The organism is Pseudomonas aestiva (genome assembly GCF_039908605.1).
GTDB lineage: Bacteria > Pseudomonadota > Gammaproteobacteria > Pseudomonadales > Pseudomonadaceae > Chryseomonas > Chryseomonas aestiva.
Genome location: NZ_CP150916.1, coordinates 4,473,462 through 4,493,009 on the forward strand (window position 1 = coordinate 4,473,462; position 19,548 = coordinate 4,493,009).

Annotated in this window: 13 protein-coding genes, 2 tRNA genes, 3 rRNA genes and 1 other RNA gene; 4 read left to right on the plus strand and 15 right to left on the minus strand. The window is 60.0% G+C overall.

Going from position 1 to position 19,548, the window contains the following annotated elements; all coding sequences use genetic code 11:
• Positions 1 to 6: 6 nt before the first annotated feature.
• Together AABM56_RS20745 and AABM56_RS20750 are read right to left on the minus strand one after the other, a co-directional pair.
• Entirely contained in the window at positions 7 to 312 is a 306-nt protein-coding gene (locus tag AABM56_RS20745; RefSeq protein ID WP_263259643.1) for an RnfH family protein, read from the minus strand.
• Positions 305 to 739 (minus strand): type II toxin-antitoxin system RatA family toxin, encoded by a 435-nt coding sequence (locus AABM56_RS20750; protein WP_133863028.1) that lies wholly within the window; start codon positions 737 to 739, stop codon positions 305 to 307. The genes AABM56_RS20745 and AABM56_RS20750 overlap by 8 nt, the downstream gene beginning before the upstream one ends.
• Positions 740 to 911: 172 nt before the next feature.
• Here AABM56_RS20750 and smpB point away from each other — a divergent pair, with 172 nt between their 5' ends.
• Both smpB and ssrA read left to right on the plus strand, forming a co-directional pair.
• Positions 912 to 1,388, plus strand: coding sequence for an SsrA-binding protein SmpB (gene smpB / locus AABM56_RS20755; RefSeq protein ID WP_007162671.1), 477 nt, complete (start codon positions 912 to 914; stop codon positions 1,386 to 1,388).
• An 82-nt stretch (positions 1,389 to 1,470) separates the two neighbouring features.
• Positions 1,471 to 1,823: a transfer-messenger RNA gene (gene ssrA / locus AABM56_RS20760) on the plus strand.
• A gap of 53 nt (positions 1,824 to 1,876) precedes the next feature.
• Here ssrA and ssb read toward each other — a convergent pair.
• A complete protein-coding gene (ssb, locus tag AABM56_RS20765; RefSeq protein WP_093257079.1) occupies positions 1,877 to 2,431 on the minus strand; it encodes a single-stranded DNA-binding protein in 555 nt (184 codons plus the stop codon).
• 25 nt (positions 2,432 to 2,456) lie between these two features.
• On the minus strand, positions 2,457 to 3,845 hold the full coding sequence (locus AABM56_RS20770; RefSeq protein ID WP_273806708.1) for an MFS transporter: 1,389 nt from the start codon (positions 3,843 to 3,845) through the stop codon (positions 2,457 to 2,459).
• A gap of 269 nt (positions 3,846 to 4,114) precedes the next feature.
• Between AABM56_RS20770 and uvrA the strand changes: the two genes are divergently transcribed.
• Positions 4,115 to 6,949, plus strand: coding sequence for an excinuclease ABC subunit UvrA (gene uvrA, locus AABM56_RS20775; protein ID WP_133863026.1), 2,835 nt, complete (start codon positions 4,115 to 4,117; stop codon positions 6,947 to 6,949).
• A gap of 524 nt (positions 6,950 to 7,473) precedes the next feature.
• Here the strand turns inward: uvrA and rrf are convergent.
• From rrf to AABM56_RS20820, 9 genes are all read right to left on the minus strand, one after another.
• A 5S ribosomal RNA gene (rrf, locus tag AABM56_RS20780) occupies positions 7,474 to 7,589 on the minus strand.
• Between the two features lie 160 nt (positions 7,590 to 7,749).
• A 23S ribosomal RNA gene (locus AABM56_RS20785) occupies positions 7,750 to 10,642 on the minus strand.
• Between the two features lie 292 nt (positions 10,643 to 10,934).
• Positions 10,935 to 11,010: transfer RNA gene (locus tag AABM56_RS20790), tRNA-Ala, on the minus strand.
• Between the two features lie 6 nt (positions 11,011 to 11,016).
• Positions 11,017 to 11,093: transfer RNA gene (locus AABM56_RS20795), tRNA-Ile, on the minus strand.
• 96 nt (positions 11,094 to 11,189) lie between these two features.
• Positions 11,190 to 12,726: ribosomal RNA gene (locus tag AABM56_RS20800) — 16S ribosomal RNA — on the minus strand.
• Together the 16S, 23S and 5S rRNA genes with 2 tRNA genes alongside form the textbook arrangement of a ribosomal RNA operon.
• Positions 12,727 to 13,293: 567 nt before the next feature.
• Positions 13,294 to 14,148, minus strand: a complete 855-nt coding sequence (gene pssA / locus AABM56_RS20805) for a CDP-diacylglycerol--serine O-phosphatidyltransferase (protein ID WP_133861906.1) — start codon at positions 14,146 to 14,148, stop codon at positions 13,294 to 13,296.
• A 164-nt stretch (positions 14,149 to 14,312) separates the two neighbouring features.
• On the minus strand, positions 14,313 to 15,329 hold the full coding sequence (gene ilvC, locus AABM56_RS20810) for a ketol-acid reductoisomerase (protein ID WP_133861907.1): 1,017 nt from the start codon (positions 15,327 to 15,329) through the stop codon (positions 14,313 to 14,315).
• A gap of 27 nt (positions 15,330 to 15,356) precedes the next feature.
• Positions 15,357 to 15,848 (minus strand): acetolactate synthase small subunit, encoded by a 492-nt coding sequence (gene ilvN / locus AABM56_RS20815; protein WP_007159690.1) that lies wholly within the window; start codon positions 15,846 to 15,848, stop codon positions 15,357 to 15,359.
• 2 nt (positions 15,849 to 15,850) lie between these two features.
• The gene (locus AABM56_RS20820; RefSeq protein WP_133861908.1) at positions 15,851 to 17,575 is read right to left on the minus strand and encodes an acetolactate synthase 3 large subunit; all 1,725 of its coding nucleotides are present in this window, start codon (positions 17,573 to 17,575) and stop codon (positions 15,851 to 15,853) included.
• A gap of 398 nt (positions 17,576 to 17,973) precedes the next feature.
• Between AABM56_RS20820 and AABM56_RS20825 the strand changes: the two genes are divergently transcribed.
• Entirely contained in the window at positions 17,974 to 18,438 is a 465-nt protein-coding gene (locus AABM56_RS20825) for a DUF4124 domain-containing protein (RefSeq protein WP_133861909.1), read from the plus strand.
• Position 18,439: 1 nt separating this feature from the next.
• On the opposite strand, the gene AABM56_RS20830 is transcribed toward AABM56_RS20825, so the two are convergent.
• Positions 18,440 to 18,766, minus strand: coding sequence for a YqcC family protein (locus tag AABM56_RS20830; protein ID WP_133861910.1), 327 nt, complete (start codon positions 18,764 to 18,766; stop codon positions 18,440 to 18,442).
• A complete protein-coding gene (locus AABM56_RS20835; RefSeq protein WP_133862055.1) occupies positions 18,766 to 19,515 on the minus strand; it encodes a M48 family metallopeptidase in 750 nt (249 codons plus the stop codon). The genes AABM56_RS20830 and AABM56_RS20835 overlap by 1 nt, the downstream gene beginning before the upstream one ends.
• Positions 19,516 to 19,548: the final 33 nt, after the last annotated feature.

The window sequence follows — 19,548 nt, forward strand, 5'->3', positions numbered from 1 at the left end:
CTCCAGCTAGAGTCCAGTCTTGGCTCTAGCCTTTTCGGCCCGCCGCTTGCGACTCTCCTTGGGATCCGCAAGCAGCGGGCGGTAGATCTCGACCCGCTCGCCTTCGAGCAGCTTCCTTTCTTCCGGCTTGGCGACCTGCTTGCCAAAGATGCCGACCCGATAGCCTTCGCGCTGCTCTGGCGTCAGCTGGTCGAGCAGACCCGAAGCCAACACTGCCTGCGCGACCGTGGCGCCCTCCTCCAGCTCCAGACTCAATAGCCATTGCCGCTCAGTCAGCGCCAGCGCTACCTCGATGGCGAGACGCTCAGCCATAGAGGGCTCGGGCACGCTGGCAGAAGGCATCCACCATGGTATTGGCCGCCTGATTGAACAGCGGGCCCAGGGTCGCACGCACGATGGCGCTGTCATATTCGAAGGACAGATCCAGCGAGATCTTGCAGGCCTTGTCGCCCAGTGCCTTGAATGTCCAGACGCCATGCAGCTGCTTGAAGGGCCCCTTCTCCAGATCCATGGTGATGGACTCGTCCGGCACCAGGGTATTGCGGGTCGTGAACTGCTGACTGAGGCCGCCCTTGGCCACGGTGAGACCGGCGCGCATCAGACCTTCGTTCTGCTCCAGAATCTGGGCGGACGAGCACCACGGCAGGAACTCCGGATAACGGTCCACGTCATTAACCAGCGCATAGAGCGCTGAAGCAGGATAGGGAAGCAACGCCGAACGTTGGATGTGCGAGCTCATCGGAACCTCGTAGAATAGCGATATCGGTGTCGGACCTTGAATTTGAGGGCGGCGCTCGCATTTTACTCCCGCACCAGCCTGCCACGGTCCAGAACCGCGGTATTGTCCGTGTTTGCTCATACCCGCTCAAGCGCGTGGCGACATTTCCCCCGACTCGCTGTACCCTGGAATCATGGCCAAGCAAAAGAAAGTCTCCCCCGGTAGCATCGCGCAGAACAAGAAAGCGCTACACGAATACTTCGTCGACACCCGCTTCGAGGCAGGTGTTTCCCTGGCAGGCTGGGAGGTCAAGAGCCTAAGAGCCGGCAAGGCGCAGCTGACCGACAGCTATGTGCTGCTCAAGGACGGCGAAGCTTGGCTGCTCGGCAGCCACATCACCCCGCTACAGACTGCCAGTACCCACGTCATCGCGGACCCTACCCGCACCCGCAAGCTACTGCTGAACAAGCGCGAGCTGGGCAAGCTGTTTGGCGCGGTGCAGCAGAAGGGCTACGCCTGCGTAGCGCTGTCGCTCTACTGGAAAAAACACCTGGTCAAGTGCGAGATCGCCCTGGCCAAGGGCAAGAAAGAATTCGACAAGCGTGCCACTGAACGCGAGCGCGATTCCGACCGTGAGATCCAGCGCGCCATCCGCAAGGACGCCAAGTAGCCAAGCGGCTAAAAAAACGTTTCGTCAGCAATGACTTGCGCAGGACGGCTGGAATTCCTATAGTGAACGACCAGCAAGTTTTGGGGGCGATTAGGATTCGACGCCGGTAACGAAACTTGAGGGGCATGCCGAGCTGGTAGCAGAACTCGTAAATTCGCTGCTGCAAACTTATAGTTGCCAACGACGACAACTACGCTCTAGCTGCTTAACGCGGCTAGCAGTCGCTAGGGGATGCCTGTAAACCCGAAACGACTGTCAGATAGAACAGGATCGCCGCCAAGTTCGCTGTAGACGTAACGGCTAAAACTTATACAGCTCGCCCAAAGCACCCTGCCCGTCGGGCCGCAATGGGTTAACTCAGTAGACAGGGCTAAGCATGTAGAACCGATAGCGGAGAGCTGGCGGACGGGGGTTCAAATCCCCCCGCCTCCACCAAAAAGAAAGGGCAGCCACTGGCTGCCCTTTTTCTTTGCCTGATCAACGAGGCCCTAGAAGGGAATGTCGTCGTCGAAGCTGTCGTAGTCCTGCTGAGCCGGCTGCTGCTGGGGCTTGGGCTGCTGCTGAGGACGACTGTTGCCAGAGCCGCCATTGCCACCGTTGTCGTACTGCGGAGCCGACTGCTGGGGACGAGGGGCACGCTGCTGCTGGGGCGCAGGGGCGCTCTGGTTGTATTCATCGTTGCCACCGGCATTGCCACCGCGGCCACCCAGCAACTGCATGTTGCCGTTGATATCGACCACGATTTCGGTGGTGTAGCGATCCTGACCGTCCTGACCCTGCCACTTGCGGGTACGCAGGCTGCCTTCGACATAGACCTGGGAGCCCTTGCGGATGTACTCGCCGGCGATCTCTGCCAGACGACCGAAGAACACCACACGGTGCCATTCGGTGCGATCCTGCTGCTGGCCGGTCTGCTTGTCCTTCCAGCTTTCGCTGGTGGCCAGGGTGACATTGGTCACCGCATTGCCATTGGGCATGTAGCGGGTTTCGGGATCGGCGCCGGCATTGCCGACGAGGATGACTTTGTTGACGCCACGGGCCATATGAATCTCCTGATAGGGCTGTCGATCAAGCGGCGACTGGCGTTTGGCTTACCAGTCGCTCCAATTGCGCCCGATCGACGATTTTAGTATCGATCTTGATGTAGACGGCTTGTTCTTCCGCCACCATTACCGCGTCGGTCACTCCGGCCAGGGCCAACAGGCGTCCGACCAATCCCTGGTCGTTGACTAGCGCGGGCGTAACCGGCAAACGCAGACTGGTGACATAGGGCGGTTCTCGCATCGTGCCAGCTACCACCGCCCATCCCAGGCAAAGCGCCGCACAACCCAGGAAGACGGTGGACAGGCCACCATGCTGGAACAGCCAGCCACCGAGGATACCGCCCAATGCAGAACCAAGGAACTGACTGGTGGAATAGATCCCCATGGCGGTGCCCTTGCCGCCTGCAGGTGCCACCTTGCTCACCAGTGACGGCAGCGAGGCCTCCAGCAGGTTGAAGGCGGTAAAGAACACCACGATGCCAATGACCAGGGCCACCAGGCTGTCGCTGAAAAAGAAGAAGTACAGCTCGCAGAGCACCAGCACACTGATGGCACCCACCAGCACGCGCTTCATCCGTCGCTTCTTTTCACCATAGATGATGAAGGGAACCATGGCGAAGAAGCCGACCACCAGTGCGGTCAGGTAAACCCACCAGTGCTCTTCCTTGGGCAGGCCGGCGTGTTCGGCGAGGGCCAGCGGCAGGACGACGAAACTGGCCATCAGCACAGCGTGCAGCGCCAGGATACCGAAGTCCAGCCGCAGCAGATCGCGATTGCGCAGGGTGGCGCCCAGCGCCTGGCGCGCCAGATTCGACTCCCGATGGGCAAAGGGCGAAGCCTGGTGAGGAACCAGGAACAGCACGATCAGCAAGCCGACCAGTGCCAGTCCGCAGGTCGCCCAGAACAGACCGGCCAGACCATAGGCACGGGTCAGCAGCGGTCCGGCCACCATCGCCACGGCAAAGGACACGCCGATGCTCATGCCGATGGTAGCCATGGCCTTGGTGCGATGCTGCTCGCGGGTCTGATCCGACAGCAGTGCCATGATGGCGGCCGAAATGGCACCGCCGCCCTGCACGATACGACCGGCGATGACGCCCCAGATCGAGTGGGCATTGGCGGCAATGGCGGCACCAAGGGCGAACACCAGCAGTCCACCAATGATGATGGGGCGTCGACCGATGCGATCGGACAGCGTCCCCAGGGGAATTTGCAGAACCGCTTGGGTCAAACCATAGGCACCTATGGCCAGGCCAATCAGCGCCGGGGTGGCATCAGCCAACTCCTGACCATAGGTCGCCAGGACCGGGAGCACCATGAACATACCGAGCATACGAAAGGCGAAGACCAGAGCCAGCCCCAGGGCGGCACGGCGTTCGACGCCGTTCATGGCTTCACTGCGCTTGTCGAGCATTGATAATCCTCTCGTCGGCGACAGGCTTTTACGTCGCCACACAGCTTTAAAACAGTCGTGACAATGACCATTTAGGGAGGAAGCGGTGAAGATAGCCGAGCGCTCGTCCGAACGTTCCCGACCGCCAGGATCACGAACGCCCGATCACCGCTGTCGGGCCACCAATTTTACCAGCCTTACCCCCTCTCTCACAGGCGCGGCAGATAGCCGCAGCCCGGGACGAGACCTCTTTCCTATTGAAGCGCCGCCAAAACGAGGCAGAAGTCTACGTGGATAAAATCCTCATCCGTGGGGCCCGCACCCATAATCTGAAGAACATCGACCTTACCCTCCCCCGGGACAAGCTCATCGTCATTACCGGCCTGTCCGGTTCCGGAAAGTCTTCGCTGGCGTTCGACACCCTCTATGCCGAAGGCCAGCGCCGCTACGTGGAATCCTTGTCGGCCTATGCCCGGCAGTTCCTGTCGATGATGGAAAAGCCCGACGTGGACACCATTGAAGGCCTGTCCCCGGCGATCTCCATCGAGCAGAAATCCACCTCGCACAACCCGCGCTCCACCGTGGGTACCATCACCGAGATCTACGACTACCTTCGTCTGCTCTATGCGCGCGTCGGTACGCCCCGCTGCCCGGAACACGACGTGCCCCTGGAAGCCCAGACCGTCAGCCAGATGGTCGATCAGGTGCTGGCCATGCCGGAAGGCGAGCGACTGATGCTGCTCGCCCCCATCGTGCGCGAGCGCAAGGGTGAACACCTCTCGGTATTCGAGGAATTGCGCGCCCAGGGCTTCGTCCGCGTCCGCGTCAATGGCCGTCTGCACGAGATGGACGAACTGCCCAAGCTCGACAAGCAGAAGAAGCACACCATCGAGGTGGTCGTGGATCGCTTCAAGGTGCGCGAAGACCTCCAGCAACGCCTGGCGGAATCCTTCGAGACGGCGCTGAAGCTGGCCGACGACATCGCCATCATCGCGCCCATGGAAGGCGGGAAGGGTGAGGAGATCGTCTTCTCCGCGCGCTTCGCCTGTCCGATCTGCGGCTTTTCCATCGGCGAGCTGGAGCCCAAGCTGTTTTCCTTCAACAACCCTGCCGGTGCCTGTCCGACCTGCGACGGCCTGGGCGTGAAGCAGTTCTTCGATGCCCGCCGGGTGGTCAACGAGGAGCTCAGCCTCAGCGAAGGCGCCATCCGCGGCTGGGACAGGCGCAACGTCTACTACTTCCAGATGCTCGGCTCATTGGCGAGTCACTATGGCTTCAGCCTGGACGAACCCTTCAAGGGTCTCGATGACAAGCATCGCAAGGCGGTCCTCAGCGGCTCCGGACGCGAGAGCGTCAACTTCCGCTATCTGAATGACCGCGGCGACATCGTCAAGCGTGCCCACCCCTTCGAAGGCATCCTGCCGAATCTGGAGCGGCGTTATCGCGAGACTGAATCCCAGAGCGTGCGCGAAGAGCTGGCGAAGTATCTGAGCACCCAGCATTGCCCGGACTGCAATGGCACCCGCCTGCGCCGCGAAGCCCGGCATGTGTGGGTCGGCGACAAGACCCTGCCGGCGGTCACCCGCCTGCCCGTGGGCGATGCCACCCAGTACTTCCAAGACCTCACCCTCAGGGGCCAGCGGCAGCAGATCGCCGACAAGATCCTCAAGGAGATCCGCGAGCGCCTGCAGTTCCTGGTCAACGTCGGCCTGGACTACCTGACCCTGGATCGTAGCGCCGACACCCTGTCCGGCGGCGAGGCGCAGCGTATCCGCCTGGCCAGCCAGATCGGTGCGGGTCTGGTGGGCGTCATGTACATCCTCGACGAGCCTTCCATCGGCCTCCACCAGCGCGACAACGAACGCCTGCTGGGCACCCTGACCCATCTGCGCGACCTGGGCAACACCGTCATCGTCGTCGAGCACGATGAGGATGCCATCCGCCTGGCGGACTATGTCATCGACATAGGTCCGGGCGCCGGCGTACACGGCGGCCAGATCATTGCGGAAGGTACGCCCGACCAGGTTATGCAGCACCCCGACTCGGTGACCGGGCAGTACCTGTCGGGCCGCAAGAAGATCGCAGTCCCCGCCAAGCGCACACCGCGGGACAAGAAGAAGCTGCTGAAGCTCAAGGGTGCCCGCGGCAACAACCTGCAGAACGTCAATCTGGAGATTCCCGTTGGCCTGCTGACCTGCGTGACCGGGGTATCCGGCTCCGGCAAGTCGACTCTGATCAACAACACCCTCTTCCCGCTGACCGCCACGGCGCTCAATGGCGCGACGACCCTGGAAGTCGCCGCCCATGACAGCTTCGACGGCATGCAGCACCTGGACAAGGTGGTGGACATCGACCAGAGCCCCATCGGCCGGACGCCACGTTCCAACCCGGCGACCTACACCGGTCTTTTCACCCCGATTCGCGAACTGTTCTCCGGCGTCCCGGAATCCCGCTCCCGCGGCTACACCCCGGGGCGCTTCTCCTTCAACGTCAAGGGCGGCCGCTGCGAGGCCTGCCAGGGCGACGGCGTGATCAAGGTGGAGATGCACTTCCTGCCGGACGTCTATGTCGCCTGTGACGTCTGCAAGGGCAAGAGATACAACCGCGAGACCCTAGAGGTGAAGTACAAGGGCAAGACCATCACCGAGGTCCTGGACATGACCATCGAAGAGGCCCATGCCTTCTTCGAGTCCATCCCGGCCCTGGCGCGCAAGCTGCAGACGCTGATGGATGTCGGCCTGTCCTATATCCGTCTCGGCCAGAGCGCTACGACCCTGTCAGGCGGCGAGGCCCAGCGTGTGAAGCTGGCGCGGGAGTTGTCCAAACGTGATACCGGCAAGACACTCTATATTCTTGACGAGCCCACTACCGGTCTGCACTTCGCCGATATCCAGCAGCTGTTGGACGTTCTGCATCGCCTGCGGGATCACGGCAATACCGTGGTGGTGATCGAGCACAACCTCGATGTCATCAAGACCGCCGACTGGCTGGTGGACCTGGGTCCGGAAGGCGGTTCGAAGGGTGGTCAGATCATCGCGACAGGTACACCCGAGGAGGTCGCGGCGAACAAGAAGTCTTATACCGGCCACTTCCTTAAGCCCTTGCTGGAACGTGACCGGGAGTAATCCTCGGCACCTTCCAGAACGCAAAAAGCCCGGCCAATGCCGGGCTTTTTCTTGCTCACGTAAAGATGCGGTAGGTTGGGCTGAGCACAGCGAAGCCCAACCTCCGGAAGCCAACCCCTGCCCCTCACCGCCCCGACCCGCCGCCGTTCGCTTGATCCCTGCAGCGGAGCTGATTGTTGGGCTTCGCTGCGCTCAGCGCCAACCTACGATGATTCTGTGCCGCGCTTCCAACACAACAGCCCGGCGCAGCCGGGCTGTTGGGGCTCTTGGGCTCTTGGGCTCTTGCGGACGTAAAGCAGCACCTGCCTAGCAGGCACTGCTCCAACGCCGCCGCGCCCTTTTGGTCCCCTCTCCCCCCGGGAGAGGGCTAGGGTGAGGGCCACCTCAGCGACGCCGCATCAGGCTTCCGCTAGCCGATTATCCGCTCCCAGCACTCAAGCGCCCTGACGCCCGGTCAAACTTTTCCCGCCCCAAAGACAACACCCCCGCCAGAATGAACTGAGCGGGGGTGCTGGGTGTTAGGCGCTTGACGATGACCTACTCTCACATGGGGAAACCCCACACTACCATCGGCGATGCATCGTTTCACTTCTGAGTTCGGGAAGGGATCAGGTGGTTCCAATGCTCTATGTTCGTCAAGCAATTCGGTTGGCTGACCAGGCGATAAAGCTGCCTGGCTGGCCCAATTGGGTCTGTGATCGAAGTAGACAACTCGTCTTTGGGGTCTTGCGAACCCACGCGCCGGTTTTCGGCGTCGTCTTCCTCACGCTCTGACCGCGGTCAGATTGTTTGGGTGTTATATGGTCAAGCCTCACGGGCAATTAGTATCGGTTAGCTCAACGCCTCACAGCGCTTACACACCCGACCTATCAACGTCGTAGTCTTCGACGGCCCTTCAGGAAGCTCAAGGCTCCAGTGAGATCTCATCTTGAGGCAAGTTTCCCGCTTAGATGCTTTCAGCGGTTATCTCTTCCGAACGTAGCTACCCGGCAATGCCACTGGCGTGACAACCGGAACACCAGAGGTTCGTCCACTCCGGTCCTCTCGTACTAGGAGCAGCCCCTCTCAAATCTCAAACGTCCACGGCAGATAGGGACCGAACTGTCTCACGACGTTCTAAACCCAGCTCGCGTACCACTTTAAATGGCGAACAGCCATACCCTTGGGACCGGCTTCAGCCCCAGGATGTGATGAGCCGACATCGAGGTGCCAAACACCGCCGTCGATATGAACTCTTGGGCGGTATCAGCCTGTTATCCCCGGAGTACCTTTTATCCGTTGAGCGATGGCCCTTCCATACAGAACCACCGGATCACTAAGACCTACTTTCGTACCTGCTCGACGTGTCTGTCTCGCAGTCAAGCGCGCTTTTGCCTTTATACTCTACGACCGATTTCCGACCGGTCTGAGCGCACCTTCGTACTCCTCCGTTACTCTTTAGGAGGAGACCGCCCCAGTCAAACTGCCCACCATACACTGTCCTCGATCCGGATAACGGACCAGAGTTAGAACCTCAAGATTGCCAGGGTGGTATTTCAAGGATGGCTCCACGCAGACTGGCGTCCACGCTTCAAAGCCTCCCACCTATCCTACACAAGCAAGCTCAAAGTCCAGTGCAAAGCTACAGTAAAGGTTCACGGGGTCTTTCCGTCTAGCCGCGGATACACTGCATCTTCACAGCGATTTCAATTTCACTGAGTCTCGGGTGGAGACAGCGCCGCCATCGTTACGCCATTCGTGCAGGTCGGAACTTACCCGACAAGGAATTTCGCTACCTTAGGACCGTTATAGTTACGGCCGCCGTTTACCGGGGCTTCGATCAAGAGCTTCGCTTGCGCTAACCCCATCAATTAACCTTCCGGCACCGGGCAGGCGTCACACCCTATACGTCCACTTTCGTGTTTGCAGAGTGCTGTGTTTTTAATAAACAGTCGCAGCGGCCTGGTATCTTCGACCGGCATGAGCTTACGGGGTAAACCCTTCACCCTCACCGGCGCACCTTCTCCCGAAGTTACGGTGCCATTTTGCCTAGTTCCTTCACCCGAGTTCTCTCAAGCGCCTTGGTATTCTCTACCCGACCACCTGTGTCGGTTTGGGGTACGGTTCCTAGTTACCTGAAGCTTAGAGGCTTTTCCTGGAAGCATGGCATCAACCACTTCTCCTTCTAAAAGAAGGATCGTCATCAGCTCTCGGCCTTAACTGTCCGGATTTACCTAAACAGTCAGCCTACCACCTTAAACTTGGACAACCAACGCCAAGCTGGCCTAGCCTTCTCCGTCCCCCCATCGCAGTAACTAGAAGTACGGGAATATTAACCCGTTTCCCATCGACTACGCCTTTCAGCCTCGCCTTAGGGACCGACTCACCCTGCGTCGATTAACGTTGCGCAGGAACCCTTGGTCTTTCGGCGTGCGAGTTTTTCACTCGCATTGTCGTTACTCATGTCAGCATTCGCACTTCTGATACCTCCAGCAAGCTTCTCAACTCACCTTCACAGGCTTACAGAACGCTCCTCTACCGCATCACCAAAGGTGATACCCGTAGCTTCGGTGCCTGGTTTGAGCCCCGTTACATCTTCCGCGCAGGCCGACTCGACTAGTGAGCTATTACGCTTTCTTTAAAGGGTGGCTGCTTCTAAGCCAACCTCCTAGCTGTCTAAGCCTTCCCACATCGTTTACCACTTAACCAGGACTTTGGGACCTTAGCTGACGGTCTGGGTTGTTTCCCTTTTCACGACGGACGTTAGCACCCGCCGTGTGTCTCCCATGCTCGGCACTTCTGGGTATTCGGAGTTTGCATCGGTTTGGTAAGTCGGGATGACCCCCTAGCCGAAACAGTGCTCTACCCCCCAGAGTGATACATGAGGCGCTACCTAAATAGCTTTCGAGGAGAACCAGCTATCTCCGAGCTTGATTAGCCTTTCACTCCGATCCACAAGTCATCCCCTGCCTTTTCAACGGAAGTGGGTTCGGTCCTCCAGTCAGTGTTACCTAACCTTCAACCTGCTCATGGATAGATCGCCCGGTTTCGGGTCTATTCCCAGCGACTAAACGCCCTATTAAGACTCGCTTTCGCTACGCCTCCCCTATTCGGTTAAGCTCGCCACTGAAAATAAGTCGCTGACCCATTATACAAAAGGTACGCAGTCACCTAACAAAGTAGGCTCCCACTGCTTGTACGCATACGGTTTCAGGTTCTATTTCACTCCCCTCTCCGGGGTTCTTTTCGCCTTTCCCTCACGGTACTGGTTCACTATCGGTCAGTCAGGAGTATTTAGCCTTGGAGGATGGTCCCCCCATATTCAGACAGGGTTTCTCGTGCCCCGTCCTACTCGATTTCATTGATAAGAGCGTTTCGCGTACAGGGCTATCACCCACTATGGCCGCCTTTTCCAAAGCGTTCCGCTACTCTCAAATCAACTTAAGGGCTGGTCCCCGTTCGCTCGCCACTACTAAGGGAATCTCGGTTGATTTCTTTTCCTCAGGGTACTTAGATGTTTCAGTTCCCCTGGTTCGCCTCTTAACCCTATGGATTCAGGTTAAGATACCTAGCTTATGCTAGGTGGGTTTCCCCATTCAGAGATCTCCGGGTCACAGGTCATTTGCCACCTCACCGAAGCTTATCGCAGGCTATCACGTCTTTCATCGCCTCTGACTGCCAAGGCATCCACCGTATGCGCTTCTTCACTTGACCATATAACCCCAAGCAATCTCGCTGGCGTCACAAGGACGCTACCGATCTGCAGGCGTTACATGAGTGAAGACGACATTTCGCCGAAAACTTGCGCTTGAGTTCGCAAGATTTTACCTTGACGACACTAACTGCCAGTGAAAACAGTTAATGCAGTCTACTTCTATCACTTTCCCAATTTTTTAAAGAACAGTTCTGATCAAAGACCAGACATCAGAGTTTGTGCTGCACCGGAAGGCGCATCAAACGCTCATGTCTGAGCTTTTCAAGCAATCGCGTTAGCGGTAGGTGGAGATGGTGGAGCCAAGGAGGATCGAACTCCTGACCTCCTGCGTGCAAGGCAGGCGCTCTCCCGGCTGAGCTATGGCCCCATCGATTGGTGGGTCTGGGCAGATTCGAACTGCCGACCTCACCCTTATCAGGGGTGCGCTCTAACCAACTGAGCTACAGACCCAATCGTCTTACCTTGAGTCTAACTAACTCAATTGCTCTTCTATCAGTGAATCAAGCAATTCGTGTGGGTGCTTGCCAGCAAGCTGACATCTTCGATTAAGGAGGTGATCCAGCCGCAGGTTCCCCTACGGCTACCTTGTTACGACTTCACCCCAGTCATGAATCACTCCGTGGTAACCGTCCTCCCGAAGGTTAGACTAGCTACTTCTGGAGCAACCCACTCCCATGGTGTGACGGGCGGTGTGTACAAGGCCCGGGAACGTATTCACCGTGACGTTCTGATTCACGATTACTAGCGATTCCGACTTCACGCAGTCGAGTTGCAGACTGCGATCCGGACTACGATCGGTTTTATGGGATTAGCTCCACCTCGCGGCTTGGCAACCCTTTGTACCGACCATTGTAGCACGTGTGTAGCCCTGGCCGTAAGGGCCATGATGACTTGACGTCATCCCCACCTTCCTCCGGTTTGTCACCGGCAGTCTCCTTAGAGTGCCCACCATAACGTGCTGGTAACTAAGGACAAGGGTTGCGCTCGTTACGGGACTTAACCCAACATCTCACGACACGAGCTGACGACAGCCATGCAGCACCTGTGTCTGAGTTCCCGAAGGCACCAATCCATCTCTGGAAAGTTCTCAGCATGTCAAGGCCAGGTAAGGTTCTTCGCGTTGCTTCGAATTAAACCACATGCTCCACCGCTTGTGCGGGCCCCCGTCAATTCATTTGAGTTTTAACCTTGCGGCCGTACTCCCCAGGCGGTCAACTTAATGCGTTAGCTGCGCCACTAAGATCTCAAGGATCCCAACGGCTAGTTGACATCGTTTACGGCGTGGACTACCAGGGTATCTAATCCTGTTTGCTCCCCACGCTTTCGCACCTCAGTGTCAGTGTTAGTCCAGGTAGTCGCCTTCGCCACTGGTGTTCCTTCCAATATCTACGCATTTCACCGCTACACTGGAAATTCCACTACCCTCTACCACACTCTAGCCAGACAGTTTTGGATGCAGTTCCCAGGTTGAGCCCGGGGATTTCACATCCAACTTATCAAGCCACCTACGCGCGCTTTACGCCCAGTAATTCCGATTAACGCTTGCACCCTTCGTATTACCGCGGCTGCTGGCACGAAGTTAGCCGGTGCTTATTCTGTCGGTAACGTCAAAACTCACAGGTATTCGCTGTAAGCCCTTCCTCCCAACTTAAAGTGCTTTACGACCCGAGGGCCTTCTTCACACACGCGGCATGGCTGGATCAGGCTTTCGCCCATTGTCCAATATTCCCCACTGCTGCCTCCCGTAGGAGTCTGGACCGTGTCTCAGTTCCAGTGTGACTGATCATCCTCTCAGACCAGTTACGGATCGTCGCCTTGGTAGGCCTTTACCCTACCAACTAGCTAATCCGACCTAGGCTCATCTAATAGCGTGAGGTCCGAAGATCCCCCACTTTCTCCCGTAGGACGTATGCGGTATTAGCGTTCCTTTCGAAACGTTGTCCCCCACTACTAGGCAGATTCCTAGGCATTACTCACCCGTCCGCCGCTGAATCGAGGAGCAAGCTCCTCTCATCCGCTCGACTTGCATGTGTTAGGCCTGCCGCCAGCGTTCAATCTGAGCCATGATCAAACTCTTCAGTTAAGTAGACTGATCGGGTTTTGAGAAAACCCTAAACTTGGCTCAGCAATCGCAAAAAACTCATGAATTCACGAGTTACTTGTGTTGCTGATAATCTTGCGACATCAGACTTATCTCACAAGCACCCACACGAATTGCTTGATTCAACTTGTTAAAGAGCAGTTGGTTGCGACCGTGTCGCTAACCGAGGCGCGCATTCTACGCTACCCTCACATCCTGTCAAGCGTTGATTTGAACTTTTTCGTTTCAACTCAACCACTTGCGCTTGCCTGATCGATCTAGCCAATCTCGGCAGCGGGAGGCGAATCCTACAGCATCCTGAGACGCTGTCAACCCCCTCCGCTTCATCTCGCCATCACCCGGAGGTGAAGACCAAACAGCGAAGAGTCCGTGGACCCCTCGCCCGGCTCAGACCTAAGTGCTTGATTTTCAAGCCGCTTCAGCGTCTGCGCCGGAAGTGGGGCGCATTATAGGGGAGTTTCAGGACAGGTCAACTGGTTATTTTCACAAAGGCCAAAAAAGAAAGGCGGCTGCTTACGCAGCCCCCTTTCCTATAGACCTCTCGTGCGGCTAGCCGCGGCCGACACGGCGATTGCGCCAGAGGGTGGTGAAGGGGCCGGAGACGGCATAGGCCAGGAAGCCCAGCAGCAGCACGCGCGGCGGGTCGGTGAAGACCACGGCGAAGACCAGCACGGCGATCAGGATGACCACAAAGGGCACCCGCCCTTTCAGGCCCAGGGTCTTGAAGCTCCAGTACTTGAAGTTGCTGACCATGAGCATGCCAGCCGCGGCGACCATCAGGGCTACCAGCAGGGACAGCTTGGAGCCCTGGATGCCGAAGTCACTGAAGCACCAGACGGTACCGGCCACCAAGGCAGCCGCGGAAGGACTGGCCAGGCCGATGAAGTAGCGCTTGTCCACGGAACCGATCTGGGTGTTGAAGCGCGCCAGACGCAAGGCGGCGCCTGCCACATAGATGAAGGCAACGGCCCAGCCGACATTACCCAGGCCGCTCAGTGCCCACTGGAAGGCCAGGATCGCCGGCGCAACGCCGAAGGCGACCATGTCGGAGAGCGAATCGTACTGCTCGCCGAAGGCGCTCTGGGTGTTGGTCATCCGGGCGACGCGGCCATCCAGGCCATCAAGAACCATGGCGATAAAGATGGCAGCGGCAGCGGCCGAGAAACCGGCGGAGGCAATCTCGTATTGCCCCTGGATGAAGGCGGTCTGAGCCGCAACACCCTTGATGATCGAATAGAGGCCGGCAAAGAGCGCCGCGGTGGTGAAGAGGTTGGGCAGCAGGTACACGCCACGGCGTCTGATCTTGCGCCCCTGGGCGTCCTGCGTCTCCTCGATGTGTTCATCCACGGGGATGAGGCCGTCGGTGTTGGTGTTGGACGGGGTTTCTTCGGGACGCTCGCTCATGGATTTTCCTTGGGCATTACCTGACGGATTGGACTGACCTCTTGAGGATAGGGTTCAGCCTAACCTCCCATGCTAAGGCATTGCCGGGGTCGTGGGCAGTGCAATAAAAAACGCGGCCGAAGCCGCGTCTTTACTGTTCGTTACAGGGCTGACGCCCTGCCCGATCAGTTCTTGGTCTTGTCGACGATCTTGTTCGACGCGATCCAGGGCATCATGGCCCGCAGCTTCTCGCCGACCTGCTCGATCGGGTGAGCCGCGTTGTTGCGACGGTAGGCGGTCATGGAAGCGTAGTTGGACGCACCCTCGGCCACGAACATCTTGGCGTACTCGCCGTTCTGGATGCGCTTGAGCGCATTCTTCATGGCGGCGCGCGACTCGGCGTTGATCACCTCGGGGCCGGTCACGTACTCGCCGTACTCGGCGTTGTTGGAGATCGAGTAGTTCATGTTGGCGATGCCGCCTTCGTACATGAGGTCGACAATCAGCTTCAGTTCGTGCAGGCACTCGAAGTAGGCCATTTCCGGCGCGTAGCCGGCTTCGACCAGGGTTTCGAAACCGGCCTTGACCAGCTCGACCGCACCACCGCACAGCACGGCCTGTTCGCCGAACAGGTCGGTTTCGGTCTCGTCCTTGAAGGTGGTCTCGATGATGCCGGTACGGCCGCCGCCGACACCGCAGGCGTAGGACAGGGCGACGTTCTTGGCATTGCCGGAAGCGTCCTGGTGGACGGCGACCAGATCAGGGATGCCGCCGCCCTTGACGAACTCGGAGCGCACGGTGTGACCCGGGGCCTTGGGCGCGATCATGATGACGTCCAGGTCAGCGCGGGGCACGACCTGGTTGTAGTGGATGGCGAAACCGTGGGCGAAGGCCAGGGTGGCGCCTTGCTTCAGGTTCGGCTCGACTTCGTCCTTGTACAGTTTGGACTGGAATTCGTCGGGGGTCAGGATCATGACCACGTCGGCGGAGGCGACCGCGTCCTTGACCGGCTTGACGGTCAGGCCATGGGCCTCGGCCTTGGCCACGGTGGCCGAGCCGCTGCGCAGGCCGACGACGACGTCGACGCCGGAGTCCTTCAGGTTGCAGGCGTGGGCGTGGCCCTGGGAGCCGTAGCCGATGATGGCGACCTTCTTGCCCTGGATGATGGAAAGGTCACAGTCTTTGTCGTAGTAAACGCGCATTGCAGGTTCTCCTGGAAAAGGGGGGTATCAGATGCTCAGGGCTTTGTCGCCACGGGAAATTCCGGTCACGCCGCTACGCACCACCTCGAGGATGGACGCGGCGCCGATCGCCTGGATGAAGCTGTCGATCTTCTCGCTGGTGCCCGCCAGCTGAATGGTATACACGCTGCTGCCGACATCGACGATCTGGCCGCGAAAGATATCGGTGGTGCGCTTGACCTCGGCGCGCTGGGCGCCAGTGGCCTTGACCTTGATCAGCAGGAGTTCGCGCTCGATGTGGGCGCTCTCGGACAGGTTGACCAGTTTCACCACCTCGATGAGCTTGTTGAGGTTCTTGGTGATCTGCTCGACCGTCTCTTCCTGGCCGATGGTGGTCAGGGTCAGGCGCGACAGGGTCGGATCTTCGGTCGCGGCGACCGTGAGGCTTTCGATGTTGTAGTTGCGCTGGGAAAACAGGCCGACCACGCGGGACAGGGCGCCGGGCTCGTTTTCCAGCAGCAGGGAGATGATGTGTCTCATGTTCAGGTCCGCTCCGTCTTGCTCAGCCACATGTCGCGCATCGCGCCATCCTTGATCTGCATCGGATAGACGTGTTCGGTGTTGTCCACGGCGATGTCGAGGAAGACCAGGCGATTCTTCATGGCGAAGGCCTCGGCCATCATCGGCTTGAGGTCTTCCAGACGTTCGATGCGCATGCCGACGTGGCCATAGGCCTCGGCCAGCTTGACGAAGTCCGGCAGGGATTCCATGTAGGAGTGGGAGTAGCGGCTGCTGTACTGCATATCCTGCCACTGGCGGACCATGCCCAGGGCACCGTTGTTAAGGCAGACGATCTTCACCGGCAGGTCGTACTGCATGCAGGTGGAGAGTTCCTGGATGTTCATCTGCACGCTGCCTTCACCGGTGACGCAGGCGACGTCGGCGTCCGGGAAGTTGAGCTTGACGCCCATTGCCGCCGGGAAGCCGAAGCCCATGGTGCCGAGGCCGCCGGAGTTGATCCAGCGATTGGGCTTGTCGTAGCGGTAGTACTGGGCGGCGAACATCTGGTGCTGGCCCACGTCCGAGGTGATGTAGGCATCGCCCGCGGTGACGTCGTACAGGGTCTCGATGACCGTCTGCGGCTTGATGATGCTGCCGTCGCCCTTGTCGTAGGGGAACATCTCGCGACCGCCACGCCATTCCTCGATCTGCTTCCACCAAGCGGCCTGGCTTTCGGCGTGGGGCTTCTCGCTCAGTTCGCGGACCACGGCGACCATCTCGGTGAGGACGCTGTCGACCGGACCGACGATGGGCACGTCGGCCTTGATGGTCTTGGAGATCGACGCCGGGTCGATGTCGACGTGGATGATCTTGGCGTTCGGGCAGAAGCGCGTGGCGCCGTTGATGACGCGGTCATCGAAGCGTGCGCCCACGGCGAGGATGACGTCGCTGTGGTGCATGGCCAGGTTGGCCGGGTAGCTGCCGTGCATGCCGAGCATGCCGAGGAACTGGCGATCGCTGCCCGGATAGCCACCGAGCCCCATCAGGGTATTGGTGACCGGCAGGTTGAGCAGGCGCGCCAGCTCGGTGAGGGCCGCGGAGGCGCCGCCGAGGATGACACCGCCACCGGCGTAGAGAACCGGGCGCTTGGCCGCCACCAGCATCTCGATGGCCTTGCGGATCTGCCCGGAATGACCGCGTTGCGCCGGATTGTAGGAGCGCAGCTTGATCTTCTTCGGATAGACGTATTCGAATTTCTTGGTCGGATCGCCCATGTCCTTGGGGATGTCGACCACCACCGGACCGGGACGGCCGGACTCGGCGAGGTAGAAGGCCTTCTTGAGGACTTCGGGGATCTCGGAGGGATGCTTGATGATGAAGCTGTGCTTCACGATCGGCCGGGAGATGCCGACCATGTCGGTTTCCTGGAAGGCGTCGGTGCCCACCATGTTGCTCGGCACCTGCCCGGACAGGACCACCATGGGGATGGAGTCCATGTAGGCGGTGGCGATGCCGGTGATGGCATTGGTCGCACCGGGGCCGGAGGTCACCAGGACCACGCCGGCCTTGCCGGTGGCGCGGGCATAGCCGTCGGCCATGTGGGTGGCGGCCTGCTCGTGACGAACCAGGATGTGGTTGAGCGCCGGTTCCTTGAACAGGGCGTCGTAGATGTGCAGCAGGGCACCGCCCGGGTACCCGTAGATGTGTTTCACGCCCTCGTCGCGCAAGAAGCGGACGACCATCTCAGCGCCAGTTAATAGCTCCACGTATCACCTCATTCCACGCATGGCGAGCGCCCATTGGTGGACGCTCAAGGTTCGGTTGACTGCAAGGCAGAGCATGGGCGACGGTGGTCACCGACGATTCAGCTGCCTAGAAAGCCTTGTTGGAAGATTCCGATGAATGCTGGAGCTTCCACCCGACGCGAGGTAACGCGGTGCAGGGTATTTGACTGTGGCGGCGCGGGTAGGCACCTCATGGTCTGCCGAGCAGTCAGCTTTGGGCCGACTCGCTACAGCGAACTTTGGATTGTTCGCATTCGACCGGTGCAAGTCAAGCCGAAAGGTGCAACCGGGCGCAATCGGTCGTCGGCGATCAGCCGTGATGAAAAGGTCGACGTCTCCTCTTATAGTGAAGTCCTGTCCTCTCCCCTTCCAGGATTCCCATGCGCTCGATCTTCTGGCTTTCCGCCCTGGCTTTCGCCTGCAGCCTGTCCGCCCAGGCCGCGCAGGTCTACAAGTGGACCGACGACAAGGGTGTCACCCATTTCAGTGCCCAGCCGCCCGAGGGCCAGAAGGCCAACGAGGTGGACGTGAAGACGGCGCCGCAGATCAATGGCGGTGGCACTGCGCCCACCTACAAGATGCCCAACGGCGCCCAGCAGCCGTCGGTGTCCAACGATGCCCAGCAGCAGGAGCTGGATCGCCAGGTGAAGGCGCAGGTGCGCGAGGAGCAGAACAAGCTCAAGGAGCAGTGCGACCAGGCGCGCCAGAATCTGGCGCAGCTGCGCAACAATCCACGCATCCTGGTGCAGTCCGGTCGTGGCGAAACGCGGCGGCTGAGCGAAGAGGAGCGTCAGCAGCGGCTGGCCGAGACCCAGCTGTCCATCGAGCAGAACTGCGGCAAGTAGCTCAGGGGCCTTCGATGATGCGGTCGAATTCGGCCAGGGACGCGAGCAGGGGCAGGACCGGATCGAGATTGCCCTGGTAGACCATCTCGGCCATCGGCCGGATGCCCGAGCGCGCCGGCAGCACCGCATCGCTTTCGATGATCAGCTTCATCCGTGGCACGAAGATCCACTGCAGCCACTGGGCAAAGCTCAGGGTATCGACGCAGAAGGGCTCCTGGCTGGCCAGGGCCTCGGCGCTGGGCGCCTGCGCCGACCACCAGCCGAGCAGGCGCAATTCACGCTCGATCTGCAGCAGCTGATCGGCCAGGGCGGGCAGGCGCTCGTCCATCAGGTACCCACCTGCGCCTTCTGCCGGGCCAGGGCGGCCCCGGAGGCATCGCCCTGGGCTTCGCGGGCCTGGGCGATCAGCTGCCAGAGACTGGCCTGCAGGGCCGGACGCCCATTGGCGTAGGTCAGGGCGCGACGGGCCAGTTGCTCGCCCTGGGCCGGATCGTTCTGCGCCAGGCGCACCTGGGCCAGGCGATAGAGCACCTGGGGCTCGCGCGGCGCGATGCGCTGGGCACGCTCCAGGCTCGAGGAGGCGCCGTTGAGATCGCCACCACCCTGCTGTTGCTGGGCGGTGGTCAGCAGGGCCAGCACCGGACCGTCGAGCTGCTCGTCGGCAGCCAGGCCGCCGCCCGTGGAAGTGCTGGCGGAGGGGATGCCAGTCGGCGCGCTGCTGGCAGCGGCGGCGCCCTGAGTGGCGGGCGGATAGACCGGCTGCGAATAGCTGGGCTGCACCGGCGCCTGGGCGGGCGGCGCGCTGGGGCTGGACGAGGTGATCAGCGGCGCCGAGGCCGCCGGCGCGGCATAGGTCTCCAGGGGCGCGGAACTGCCGCCCGGCACCATGACGGTCACCCCGGCATCGGCCGGCGCACTGGGCGCTGCGGCCACCGGAGCCTGGCGCTGCGCCGGCAGGGGCCGGTTGTTGCCCTGGCGATAGAGTTCGCCGTTGGACACCGGACCGCCGGAATCGACCACGGGGATGGCGCCACGCTGCGGCGCGGCGCAACCGGCGAGGAGAACACCGGCGATCATCACCGGCCAGACTGCTTTCGTCACCTTGGGACC